Below are 12,237 nucleotides of genomic sequence, written 5' to 3' on the forward strand. Positions count from 1 at the left end.
GGGATGCTCAGACCCGGGCATCCTGCCGCGGCAGCCACACCTGATTGATGATGATCAGGATGGATGCCGTGACCGGCACCGCGACGAGGGCGCCCAGCAGGCCGAGCAGCGTGCCGCCGGCCAGTGCGCCGATCACCACGAGCGCCCCCGGCACCGCGACCGCCTTGTTCATCACGCGGGGCGTGAGGAAGTACGCCTCGACCTGCATGTAGACCAGGTAGACGGCCGCGAAGATCAGCGCGTGCCACGGGTCGGCGAACAGGGCGATCACCGAGCCGATGGCCCAGAACAGCACCGATCCCACCAGCGGGATCAGCGTGACCAGGAACGCGACCGTCGCCATCAGGGGCGGGAACGGCAGGCCGAGGGCCAGGTACAGCACGAGCGCGACGATGGCGTTCGCGAACGCCAGGATCACCATGCCCTGAACGTAGCCGCCGACGGAGTCCGTGATCTGGTCGGTGATGCCACGCGCCCGCTCGCGGTCGCGGGCCGGCGCGAAGCGCAGCAGCGCGGTCTTGATCGTGGGGAGACCTGCGACGAAGTACAGCGTCAGCACCAGCACCACGATGAAGCCCGAGATGCCGGTCGCGATGGAGCTGCCCACCTGCAGGGCGCCGCCGCCGACGGCCTGCCACGTCTTGCCGTCGGTGAGGAACTTCTGCGCGTCCTCGACGAGCTGCTGGAACTGGTCGCCGAACTGCTTCTCCAGGAACGCGTACACATCGCTGTGCATGAAGTCGGTGATCAGATGCGGCACGGACTTCACGAACAGGGTGACCTGCTCGACCACCACGGGAATGATCATCCACAGGATCAGCGCCAGCACGACGACCAGGCCCAGGATCACCGCGAGCACGCTGACGCCGCGCGAGAGACCGCGCCGCTCGAGGAATCGCACCGCCGGGTCCAGGCCGAGCGCTGCGAACATCGCGAACGCGATGTAGATCAGCACGGTGGACAGGTTCGAGAGCGTGAGTGCGAGCAGGATCGCGGCGAGGCCGCCCAGGGCGACCAGGAACCCGAACGCGAACGGCTTGTCGATGCGCGTCCAGAACGAGCGGCTCGGCAGGGGCGGCTCGACCACCGGCGGCGCGGGGGAGGGCGGGGCATCCTCGACGACGACGGTCTGCACCGTCGCCGACTCTGCGGCGGGCTCTGACTTCACGGACTCGTCGGCGCTCATGCCGAACACTCTATGTGCGCTCGCAGCTCTCGAATCGCGTGACGTGCGCGAATCCGTCACCGGATGCCGCAATTCACGCGGTCCGAGCAGAGCCCGCCGACTATCGTCGAACTGTCGCATCCGCGCCGCACCACTGAGGAGGATCATGTCCGACGAAGCCGCCCGCGCCGAGCTGCTGCGCCTGCGAGCCAGCATCGACAACATCGATGCCGCGCTGATCTTCCTGCTGGCCGAGCGCTTCCGCGCCACCCAGCAGGTCGGTCACCTGAAGGCCGACCACGAGATGCCCGCGTCCGATCCGAAGCGCGAGGAGCAGCAGGTGGCGCGTCTGCGTGCGCTCGCCGAGGAGGCGCATCTCGATCCCGAGTTCGCCGAGAAGTGGTTCAACTTCGTCGTCGCCGAGGTCATCCGCCACCACACGGAGGCCGCTGAGGGGCGCTGAGCCCGCGTTGCCCTCTCGGGATGCTGCACATCTCCGCAGTTCTGCACAACTCCGCATCCGGATAGGGTTCTGGCTGCGGAGTCGTGCGTTTCTGCGGGGTTGTGCAGGGGAGTCTCGACAATCCGCACCGACAGATGCCATAATGTGAGCGTTACATGCGTATATCGCTCACAAACTTGCATCCTCGGGAGTCGGACATGACCAACGCCGCCGGCGCGCACATGCGCGCGGAGCTCACCTCGCAGCCGGAGACCTGGGCCCGCGCGGCCGGGATGCGAGCAGAGCAGGCGCTGCTCCCGGCCTCCGGCGCTCGCATCGCCGTCGTCGGCTGCGGCACCTCGTGGTTCATGGCGCAGTCCTACGCCGCTCTGCGCGAGGCCGCCGGCCACGGTGAGACCGACGCGTTCACGGCATCCGAGTTCCCGTACGGCCGCGGCTACGACGCGATCGTCGCGCTGACCCGCTCCGGCACCACCACCGAGGTCCTCGAGCTCACCGAGCGCGTCAAGGGCCGCACCCCCGTCGTGGCCGTGCTCGGCGACGACACCTCCCCGCTGGTCGACCTGGCCGACACCGTCATCGCGCTTCCGTTCGCCGACGAGCAGTCGGTGGTGCAGACCCGTTTCGCCACCACCGCGCTCGCCCTGTTCCGGGCATCCCTCGGCGAGGACCTGGACGCGGCGATCGCCGACGCCCAGGCCGTGCTCGACGGACAGGCATCCGACGACCCCGCGCTCACCGACGCCGAGCAGTACAGCTTCCTCGGCATGGGATGGACCTTCGGACTCGCGCACGAGGCCGGCCTGAAGATGCGCGAGTCCTCGCAGTCGTGGACCGAGTCGTACAGCTCGATGGAGTACCGTCACGGCCCGATCGCCATCGCCGCCCCCGGCCGCATCACCTGGCAGTTCGGTGCCGCTCCCGAGGGCCTGCAGGCGCAGGTCGAGGCCACCGGAGCGTGCTTCGTGCAGCATCCGATCGACCCGATGGCCGAGCTGGTGCGGGTGCACCGCGTGGCCCTCGACCGTGCCGTGGGGAAGGGGCTCGACCCCGACCAGCCGCGCAACCTGACCCGCTCCGTGATCCTCGACGACTGAGACGCGCCATGACCGAGCACGACCGCATCCCCGACGTCGTCAAGGACGAGTCGGGCGAGCGGCTCGCCGCGGCGGCGGGGATCGGTGCGGGTGCACCCGTGCTGGCCTTCGACGTGGGCGGCACCGACATCAAGTCGGCGCTGTTCGATGCCACCGGCGCGGCCGTCGGACTGCGGCGAACGCCCACTCCCGTCGGCGGTGACGACCCGGTGGGCGCGCTGATCGACCGGCTCGCCGAGCTGGCCGAGGAGCTGCGCGAGCAGCATCCGGAGATCGTGCCCGAGGCGATCGGCCTGGTGGTGCCCGGCATCGTCGACGCCGACAGCGGCATCGCCGTGTTCAGCAGCAACCTCGGCTGGCGGGACGCCCCGATCCGGGACCTGACGGCCGCGCGGTTCGGGCTGCCCGTCGCGTTCGACCACGATGTGCGCTCGGCGAGCTGGGCGGAGCGTGTGCTCGGCGGCGCTCGGGACTACGCCGACGCGGTCGTGCTGATCATCGGCACCGGCATCGCCGGCGCGCTGCTCGTCGGCGGACAGCCGTACACCGCGGGCGGCTACGCCGGTGAGATCGGCCATTCGCCGATCGGCGAATGGCCCTGCCCCTGCGGAGCCCGCGGATGCCTGGAGGCCAGAGCATCCGCCGGCGCGATCTCCAGGCGCTATGCGGAGGAGACGGGCACGGTCGTCGACGGCGCACGCGAGGTGATCGCCCTGGCCTCCGCCGGCGACGAGACCGCCGCACGGATCTGGAACGAGGCCCTCGATGCCCTCGCCATGTCGATCGCGCAGCTGACCGCCGTCATGGCGCCGCAGGCCGTGGTCATCGGCGGCGGCCTGTCGCGCGCGGGCGGGGCGCTGTTCGACGAGCTGCGGACGCGGCTGGCCGACCGCCTGAGCTTCCACCGCATCCCGGTCCTCGTCCCCGCCGAGCTCTCCGGCAATGCCGGCATCCTGGGCTCCGCGCTGCGCGCTCGCGAGGCGGCGCACGCATGACCTCCGCGCTGCCGGGCACGGATGCACGATCCGGGAACACCTGCACGATCGGATCGCCGGATGCGTCGTGCATCCGTTCCCGGATCGTGCAGGTGTGCTCGCACGAAGCGACGGTGGCCGCATGATCATCACCGTCACGCCGAACCCCGCCCTCGACCTCACCTGGCACGTCGCCGCGCTGGAGATCGGCGGGGTGCACCGAGCGGATGCCGGGAAGTCGCGCGCCGGAGGCAAGGGCCTGAACGTCGCCAGGGTCGCGCACGCGCAGGGCGCGTCCGCCGTGGCGATCACGACCTCGGGCGGCGCGACGGGTGCGGAGTTCGCCGCGGAGCTGGACGCTTCGGGTGTGCCGCACGTGCTGGTGCCCGTGACCGCTTCCACACGCCGCAGCATCGCGCTGGTCGATGAGGCTCTGGGCGACACGACGATCGTGAACGAGCGCGGCGAGGCCCCGACGGATGTCGAATGGACCGCGCTGAAGGATGCTGTGGCGCGCGCGCTCGCGCGGGTGTCGGCCTCCGACGCACGGGCCGACGGGCTCGGGGACGCCGCCGGTCCGGATGCCGGCGGCCAGGACGTGCTCGTGATCTCGGGCAGTCTGCCGCCCGGCACGCCCGATGACCTGCTGCCGTCTCTCATCCGCCTCGGGCGGGATGCCGGCGCGGCCGTGATCGTCGACACCTCCGGGCCGGCGATGCTCACGGCGGCGGATGCCGGGGCATCCGTCCTGAAGCCCAACCAGCATGAGCTCCGCGACGCCACCGGCCTGGACGACCCCATCGAGGGCGCGCGCGAGCTGCTGCGCCGCGGCGTCGAGCTGGTGCTGCTCTCGCTCGGCGCCGACGGGATGCTGGCGGTGTCCGCCGCGCCTTCCGAGCCTCGGGCATCCGGGACCCCCGGCGAGGAACGGGAGCACGACGGCGAGCTGCGCGCGGATGCCGCTCCGGTCAGCATCCTGCACGCCCGGCTCGACACGGCGCTCGCCGGCAACCCGACCGGTGCGGGCGACGCGGGCGTGGCCGCCTGCGCCGTGCTGATGGATGCCGGCAACCATGACCCTGAGGCGATCCTGCGCCGGGCGACGGCCTGGTCGGCCGCCGCCGTGCTGATGCCTCTCGCCGGCGACATCCACCCCTCCTGGCCCGAGCTCGAGCACGCCCTCACCGTCACCGCCCGACCCGACTCCGTGGACGCGCACCCGGGCCCCGAGCGACAGCTTCCCGAACGAGAATCCCGCGCCGCCGACCCCGGCACCGCAGAGTCCGACCCGAAGGAAACCCGATGACCCTCGTCTCAGCACGCGACCTGATGCGCGCGTCCGCCGCCGCCGGCACCGGCCTCGGCGCCTTCAACGTGATCCACCTCGAGACCGCCGAGGCGCTCGCCGCGGCATCCGAGCGGGCGCAGCTGCCCGTGATCCTGCAGATCTCGCAGAACTGCGCCGACTACCACGGCGGGCTGGAGCCGATCGGCTGGGCGACCCTCGCCATCGCCCGCAGGGCGAAGACCCCGGTCGCCGTGCACCTCGACCACGCCGAGCGCCCCGAGCTCGTCGACGAGGCCATCGAACTCGGCTTCGGATCGGTGATGTTCGACGGCGGCAAGCTCGACTACGAGGAGAACGTCGAGCTCACGGCCGACATCGCCGGCCGGGCTCGCGCCGCAGGTGTCTACATCGAAGCCGAGCTGGGTGAGGTCGGCGGCAAGGACGGAGCACACGCACCCGGCGTCCGCACCGACCCCGACGAGGCGCGCGCCTTCGTCGAGGCCACCGGCGTCGACTCGCTGGCCGTCGCGGTCGGATCCTCGCACGCGATGCTCGACCGCTCGGCCGCGCTCGACATCGACCTGATCGGACGCCTGAAGAGCGCACTGCGCGGCATCGGCCGCAACGGCGGCGACGTGCCGCTCGTGCTGCACGGATCGTCCGGTGTCGCCGACGACGTGATCGTGCGCGCCGTGCAGGCCGGGATGACGAAGATCAACGTCTCCACGCACCTGAACGGATTCTTCACGCGCGCGATCCGCGAGACGCTCGCCGCCGACGAGAAGCTCGTCGACTCGCGCAAGTACGTCGCTCCCGGCCGTGAGGCCGTCGCCGAGGAGGCCGCTCGGATGCTGCGCCTGTTCGCCCTCGCCGAGCGGGCGTGATGAGCATGAACCGCGCCGCCCGCCTGACCGCGATCCTCGACCTGCTCGCCGCACAGGGCGAGGTGTCAGTCGAGCAGCTCGTCGACCGCTTCGGCGCATCCGCCGCGACCACCCGCCGCGATCTGGACAGTCTCGCCGAGCGGCGCCTGCTCACCCGCACGCACGGCGGTGCCGTTGCGCAGTCGGTCGCCTACGAGCTGCCGATCCGGTACAAGAGCCACCTCGGCACGGGCGCGAAGGAGCAGATCGCGGTTCTGGCGGCCGAGCTCGTGTCGCCCGGCGACGTGGTCGGGCTCTCCGGCGGGACCACGACGACCGCGATCGCCACCGCGCTCGCCGCCCGCGACGACCTCGGTGCCGAGGGGCTGACGGTCGTGACGAATGCGGTGAACATCGCGGCCCAGCTCGCCATGCGGCCCGAGTTCAAGGTGGTCGTCACGGGCGGTGCGATCCACGCCCGCAGCTTCGAGCTGGTCGGCCCGTTCGCTGAGCAGCTGCTCGGAGGCATCCGCCTGGACATCGCCTTCATCGGCGTGAACGGGCTGTCGGCCGCGGAGGGCGCGACCACCCACGACGAGGCCGAGGCCGCCGTGAACCGGATGATGGCCGAGCGCGCTGCGCGCGCCGTGGTCGTGGCGGACGCGTCCAAGCTCGGCCGCGCGTCGTTCGCGCACGTGGGCGGCCCGGCGCTGTTCCCGCTGGTGCTCACGGATGCCGGTGTCGCGGATGCCGATCGCGCGGCGCTGGCGGATGCCGGCTTCGAGGTGCGCACCGCGGGCTGACCCCGCGGCGGCAACCAGCACGACCTGGTCGCGTGGATCAGCGCGCAGCGCTACAGCACCTGCGATCCGGCGGCGTGCGCGAAGATCAGGCTCGTCGAGGTCGACGCCACCTCCGGCCGAAGGCTGAGCGTGTCCGACACCAGCTCGCGCAGCGCGGCAGCATCCGGAACCGCGACGTGCACCAGGAAGTCCCGGTCACCGGCGAGGAAGTACACCCGCTGCGTGGCGGGCAGATCCTCCACGTAGGCCTGGAAGCGGCGCAGGTCGCCCCGCGCGTGCGCGTGCAGCCGGATCGTGATCAGCGCCTCGAGATGCAGGCCGATCGCGGCGGGCGAGATCTCGGCGTGGAAGCCCACGATCACCCCGTTCGCCTGCAGCGCGCGCACGCGCTTGAGACAGGTGGACTCGGCGATCCCGGCGCGCGCCGCGAGCTCGGTGTTGGACAGCCGCCCGTTGCGGCTGAGCTCGGCGATGATCGTGCGGTCGACAGCGTCGAGCCCGGCGTCGGCCATCGCTGTGCGGTGGGCCGTCGAAGAATCGGATGCCGGCATGCTCGCGTTCCCATTCGGAGTGAAGATTCTGCGGTGTGCGCATCGATCTTACGCAGGAACTTTCGACCTTGGCCAAGCTGATGAGCGAGATCTGCATAATCGTGGATGAGCGGGGCTTCGTCGTGCCTCGACTCCTCTTTCAGTCGAACGACGTGTTCTTCAGGAGGACGCAATGACGCGCACGATCGTCGTCGGGGCCGGAATGGTCGGTCTCGCCACGGCATGGCACCTGCAGGAGCGCGGGGTCGAGGTGACGGTCATCGACCGGGTCGGTGTCGCCGCCGGCTCATCGTGGGGCAACGCCGGCTGGCTGACGCCCGGCAAGACCATCCCGCTGGCCGACACCGGCCTGTGGACCTACGGGCCGAAGGCGCTGCTCGACCCGGATGCGGCCCTGCACGTGCCGTTCCGCGTGGACGCCGGCCTGTGGTCGTTCCTGGCGCAGTTCGCCGCGCACGGCACGAACAGGGCGTGGGATCGCACCATGGCATCCCTCACCCCGATCGACAAGATGGCGCTGGAGTGCTTCGACGAGCTGCTCGACGGCGGCGTGGATTCGTGGACCCGCGAGGGGCCGTTCGTGATCGGCTTCAAGCAGGAGGCCGACTCGAAGGGCTTCCTGCACGAGATCGAGGGCGTCGTCCGGCACGGGCAGGAGGTGCCGTTCGAGCGCCTGGAGAACCCGCGTGAGCTCGCACCGGTGCTGTCGGATGCCGTCACCCACGTCTACCGGCTGGACGGGCAGCGCTTCTTCGAGCCGGCGCCCTTCGTCGAGGCGCTCGGCGAGGCGGTCGTCGCCCGCGGCGCCGAGCTGATCACGGGACTGGAGGTCACCGACGTGTCCTCCACCCGTCGCCCGGTCGTGGCGCTGTCGAACGGCGAGCGCATGGAGGCCGACTCGGTGGTCATCGCGACCGGCGCCTGGATGCCGAGACTCGCCCGCAGGCTCGGGGTGCGCACCCGCGTGCAGGCCGGCCGCGGCTACTCGTTCACCGTCGCGACCGCGCAGCCGCAGGAGCATCCGGTGTACTTCCCGTTCCAGCGCATCGCCTGCACCCCGTACCAGGGGCGCTTCCGCATCGCGGGCACCATGGAGTTCCGCGGGCCGGACGAGCCGTTCCAGCCGCGCCGCATCCAGGCGATCATCGCCCAGGCGCGCGAGATGTTCCAGGGGATCGACTTCGAGGAGCGCCAGGACGAGTGGATGGGCTCGCGCCCGGTCACGCCCGACGGCCTGCCGCTGGTCGGTGCGACTCAGGCGCCGAACGTGTACGTCGCCGGCGGCCACGGCATGTGGGGCATCGTGCTCGGGCCCGCGACCGGCAAGCTGCTCGCCGAGCAGATCACGACCGGCCGCATCCACCCCGCGATCGAGCCCTTCGACCCGCTGCGCTGAGCGGCGTCCGGGCCCTCCTGGGCGCCGCATCCGCAGACCGGATCAGAAACGCCTCGGAAGCGCGATTCCCCGAGGCTATTCTGATCCGGCCTGGCTGGCTGATGCGTTTCTGATCCGGCCCGGTGCGCGGGGCGGAGCGGATGCCGGTGCTCGAGCTCCTGCGGCCCGGACCCTCGAAGGTCCGGGCCGCAGGAGCGTGAGGCGTCAGGCCCCGAGCACGACCCGCTTCGCGTGGCCGTGGCCGTCCAGATCGAACTCCAGGGTGAGAGGCGCCGTCGAGACGACCCGCACACCGGCATCGGCCTCCACGATCGATGCGCCCGCCGCGTCCGGGACCGTCACCCGTGCGACGGTCTGCGTACGGCTCGGGTCGGAGAGCGCGACCGTCGTGCGCCCGGCATCCGTCCGCACCGCGACCGAGCACGGGCCGCTCGCCTGGATGCCGTCGGCCGACGCCGCGGCGAAGAAGTTCGCCAACGTCAGTCCCGAGCCCGCCACCCGGATCATCTGCGTCTGCGCGTTGTTGGCGACCACCTCGACGGTCGGCGTCTCGGACTCGTCGAACGTGACCGAGTGGTGGACGTTCGGCAGCACGATGTACGCATAGCCGCCGCCGGACGGGTCCGTGCCGTGGTGGTGCGTGAGGGTGACGTAGTCGCGGGTCTTCGCCTCGTCGGTCCCGCCGGTGTCGGAGCCGGAGTTGATGGTCTTCCAGTCGCCGGTGCGCCGCACCACCTGCACGTCGATCGAGCCGCTGACGTTCTCGCCCTTCAGGAACACGTACCCGCCGTGACCGTCGATGTGCACATTGCGGCGCACCGGGATCGCCGCACTGCCTGCGGCCACGGTGCGATAGCGGTTGTCGGTGCGCAGCGTCGGCACGGAGTCTGGCGCGAAGGAGCGGTTGTCGATGGTCGTGAACACCTCGTGACCGGATGCCGAGGTGACCGCCGCGCCCAGGCACACGACCTTGTCGTCGAGGAAGAACCACGACTTGCGGGCGCTGAGCGTCTTGTTGAAGTTCAGGTGGTCCATGCCCTGGATGCCCCAGCGCTCGTCCAGGGCGAGGCCGCCGCCGAAGGCCTGGTACGCCCGCGGGATGCCCGTGCCGTCGTTCGCGCCGTTCGCGCGGGGCTCGGCCGTGACCGTCGTGCCCGGCAGTCGGTACGGGTCGACGGTGGGCCAGAAGTCCGCGCTGAACTGATCGGGGGCCACCGGCGTGTAGAAGTAGGTCAGGCCGTCGCCCTGGTACCAGCCCAGGTTGTTCTCGCGGTTGCCCCATTCGTAGCGGCCGATCCGCTTGGACGACACGTTCACGACCGCGCTGAAGTTCGGGCGGTGGTGCACCAGGCGGTCCTGGTCGCCGAACGCCTTCGTGTAGACGGGAGCGGACGCCGGGACCACCGAGTCATCGCCGAGCACGGAGGTGACCAGCAGCGACTTCGCCACGGTCTGCGACGGCAGGCCGTACTGCTTCTCGCTGCTGCGCAGCAGCCAGCCCTTCACGAGCGACAGGTAACGGCTGCGGTACGGCTCTCCCGCCCCCTGCGCCAGCAGCAGGATGGCGGTGATGGCGCCGGCGCCGTCCACATAGTCCGGGGCCTTCTGGCGCGACACCGCGCGTCCGCGGACCGTGTCCATCATGCGGCCGTTCCAGATGAACGGCGCGTAGGCGCCTTCCACCGCATCCAGGACCACGGACTTCTTCGGATCGACGACGTCCCACTCGCTGCCGCCGAGCAGGCCGAGGATCTCGGCGATGCCGCCGAGCGTGACCACGCCGTAGGTGCCGACGTAGGGCAGGTAGGTGTGCTGGACGAACGAGCCGTCGGTGTAGAAGCCGTCGCCACTGGTGACGTACCCGAACACGCTGTTGCGGCCGTTGCGCACGACGTCGCTGAGTGCGTCGCGGGCGAGCGCGATCTCGTCGGGGCGGGAGTCGAGGATGCCGCGCAGCGCGCACGAAAGCGCCTTGTCGGTGCGGTTCGCGCCGGTCTCGGCGAAGCTGGTGCCGCGTCCGCGCCAGTTCGGGTCGGGGGTGAAGTAGCGGGCGGCGGCCAGCAGGGAGCCGCGCACCTCGGCGGGGACGACGTCATGCAGCAGGACGAGGATGTCGGCGGCCTTGCGCGGCACGCCGATCTCCCAGAACCACCAGTTGCCGACGGGCGAGCGGCCCGCCACGTAGACGTTGGCCGCCAGGTAGGTGAGCGCGTCGACGAGGTCGGCCGCCAGTGCAGCATCCTGATACTGCGTGCACCCCGCGGTCGCATACGCGAGCGACAGGCTGAACAGGCGGTCGAACGTGACGCCCATGTTGCCGGAGAGCGTGGTCCCGGTGACGCCGGCGACCGGCAGGTCGGCCCAGATCCCGGGCGCGGCCGCCGGGCGCACCATCGCGCTCCAGCTCGCCGCGGCGGCGCTGCTCATGTCGCTGAGCACGCCGGCGAGTTCGGGGACGGATGCCGCGCTGCCGTCGCCGGCGAGCATGATCCGGCGCTTGGCGATGAGGGCGGCGAGCGGATCGTCTGTCGCCGTGCGCACGGTCGACGCGTTGGCGGGTGCGCCGGTCAGGGTGACCAGCGCACCCGCGCCGAGCACGGCGAGGAAGGAACGGCGGTTGAGTTCAAGAGGGGACATCATCGGCCTCCAAAGGGTGGGAAGAGGGGTTGGAGGCCAAGGTATACGCTTTCCCGCCGGATTAGTAGAGACTATGGACTAATTCCGTCATCCGTCCGGCCACGTCGCGCGGGCTGCGTGCCGCGCGACGTGGATCCGTGCGGGCTGTTCAGCCCTGAGTGACGGGCTGCTGCAGCTCGGTGACCCAGTCGGACTGGTCCTCCGAGACCGCGCGCACGTACAGTTCGCGGCACGGGCCGGAGGGCACGAGGCCGCGGGCGATGATCTCCTCGTGCAGCGCCGCCCAGCTGTCGGGGATGCGCTCCATCGAGCCCAGGTGCACGCCGCAGATCGCCGTATCGACGGCGGGAAGCTCGACGATCTCCACGCCCTCGACGTCGGGGCCGGAGTACTCGTAGCCGACGGTCAGCAGCATCCCGTCCTCGGCGGACGAGTACTGCGCGATCGGCGTCGCCAGGGACGCGCCGACCCTGCTGAGCGCTTCGGACACGGCGTCGAAGGCCGGCCCGACGATGGTGCCGATCTCCGCCTGCTCGGCGGCGACGGCCGTGCGGGCGGCGAGACGGACGGCGGGCAGCGGCTTCTCGATGATCTCGATGCGGGACATGTGCTTCTCCTTCTGGATGAGATGGAGCCGCCGTTCCACGTCGACGAGTCTCGCGGCCGCGATCCGGTGCTCGCGCTCCACGCGGGATCGGTGGGTGCGCAGCAGCGCTTCGATGCGATCGGCATCCAGCCCCTCTTCGAGGATGGTGCCGATCTCGTCGAGACCGAATCCCAGCTGACGCAGCGCCACGATCCGGTGCAGCCGGTCGAGCTGCGACGGGTCGTAGGAGCGGTAGCCGTTGAACTCGTGCACGTGGGCGGGCACGAGCAGCCCGGCCGTGTCCCAGTGCCGCAGCATGCGGTGGGTCACCTGGCCGATCTGCGCGAACGCTCCGATGGACAACATGGTTCAGTTCTCCCGTCTCACACCGTGTCAGGGTCAAGTCTGGCCGAC

11 protein-coding genes are annotated in these 12,237 nt (G+C 70.9%); 7 read left to right on the plus strand and 4 right to left on the minus strand.

Annotated elements, in window-relative coordinates; genetic code table 11:
• Positions 1-7 precede the first annotated feature (7 nt).
• A complete protein-coding gene (locus tag MIAR_RS03210; RefSeq protein ID WP_285631199.1) occupies positions 8-1,186 on the minus strand; it encodes an AI-2E family transporter in 1,179 nt (392 codons plus the stop codon).
• 145 nt (positions 1,187-1,331) lie between these two features.
• On the opposite strand from MIAR_RS03210, the gene MIAR_RS03215 reads away from it, so the two are divergent.
• The 6 genes from MIAR_RS03215 (at position 1,332) to MIAR_RS03240 (ending at position 6,653) form a co-directional block, all read left to right on the plus strand.
• Entirely contained in the window at positions 1,332-1,628 is a 297-nt protein-coding gene (locus MIAR_RS03215) for a chorismate mutase (RefSeq protein WP_285631202.1), read from the plus strand.
• A 197-nt stretch (positions 1,629-1,825) separates the two neighbouring features.
• Positions 1,826-2,725, plus strand: a complete 900-nt coding sequence (locus MIAR_RS03220; RefSeq protein ID WP_285631205.1) for an SIS domain-containing protein — start codon at positions 1,826-1,828, stop codon at positions 2,723-2,725.
• Positions 2,726-2,733: 8 nt separating this feature from the next.
• On the plus strand, positions 2,734-3,720 hold the full coding sequence (locus MIAR_RS03225; RefSeq protein ID WP_285631208.1) for an ROK family protein: 987 nt from the start codon (positions 2,734-2,736) through the stop codon (positions 3,718-3,720).
• A 121-nt stretch (positions 3,721-3,841) separates the two neighbouring features.
• A complete protein-coding gene (locus tag MIAR_RS03230; protein WP_285631211.1) occupies positions 3,842-5,005 on the plus strand; it encodes a 1-phosphofructokinase family hexose kinase in 1,164 nt (387 codons plus the stop codon).
• The gene (locus MIAR_RS03235; protein ID WP_285631215.1) at positions 5,002-5,871 is read left to right on the plus strand and encodes a class II fructose-bisphosphate aldolase; all 870 of its coding nucleotides are present in this window, start codon (positions 5,002-5,004) and stop codon (positions 5,869-5,871) included. Before MIAR_RS03230 ends, MIAR_RS03235 begins: the two co-directional genes overlap by 4 nt.
• A 5-nt stretch (positions 5,872-5,876) precedes the next feature.
• The gene (locus MIAR_RS03240; RefSeq protein WP_285631883.1) at positions 5,877-6,653 is read left to right on the plus strand and encodes a DeoR/GlpR family DNA-binding transcription regulator; all 777 of its coding nucleotides are present in this window, start codon (positions 5,877-5,879) and stop codon (positions 6,651-6,653) included.
• Positions 6,654-6,703: 50 nt separating this feature from the next.
• On the opposite strand, the gene MIAR_RS03245 is transcribed toward MIAR_RS03240, so the two are convergent.
• Entirely contained in the window at positions 6,704-7,204 is a 501-nt protein-coding gene (locus MIAR_RS03245) for an Lrp/AsnC family transcriptional regulator (RefSeq protein ID WP_285631218.1), read from the minus strand.
• 172 nt (positions 7,205-7,376) lie between these two features.
• Between MIAR_RS03245 and MIAR_RS03250 the strand changes: the two genes are divergently transcribed.
• A complete protein-coding gene (locus MIAR_RS03250) occupies positions 7,377-8,600 on the plus strand; it encodes an NAD(P)/FAD-dependent oxidoreductase (RefSeq protein ID WP_285631220.1) in 1,224 nt (407 codons plus the stop codon).
• Positions 8,601-8,804: 204 nt separating this feature from the next.
• Here MIAR_RS03250 and MIAR_RS03255 read toward each other — a convergent pair whose 3' ends face one another.
• A complete protein-coding gene (locus MIAR_RS03255) occupies positions 8,805-11,240 on the minus strand; it encodes a polysaccharide lyase 8 family protein (protein ID WP_285631223.1) in 2,436 nt (811 codons plus the stop codon).
• Positions 11,241-11,385: 145 nt separating this feature from the next.
• The gene (locus MIAR_RS03260) at positions 11,386-12,189 is read right to left on the minus strand and encodes a MerR family transcriptional regulator (RefSeq protein WP_285631225.1); all 804 of its coding nucleotides are present in this window, start codon (positions 12,187-12,189) and stop codon (positions 11,386-11,388) included.
• Positions 12,190-12,237 lie beyond the last annotated feature (48 nt).

This window comes from Microbacterium arabinogalactanolyticum (genome assembly GCF_030268005.1).
GTDB classification, from domain to species: Bacteria; Actinomycetota; Actinomycetes; order Actinomycetales; family Microbacteriaceae; genus Microbacterium; species Microbacterium arabinogalactanolyticum.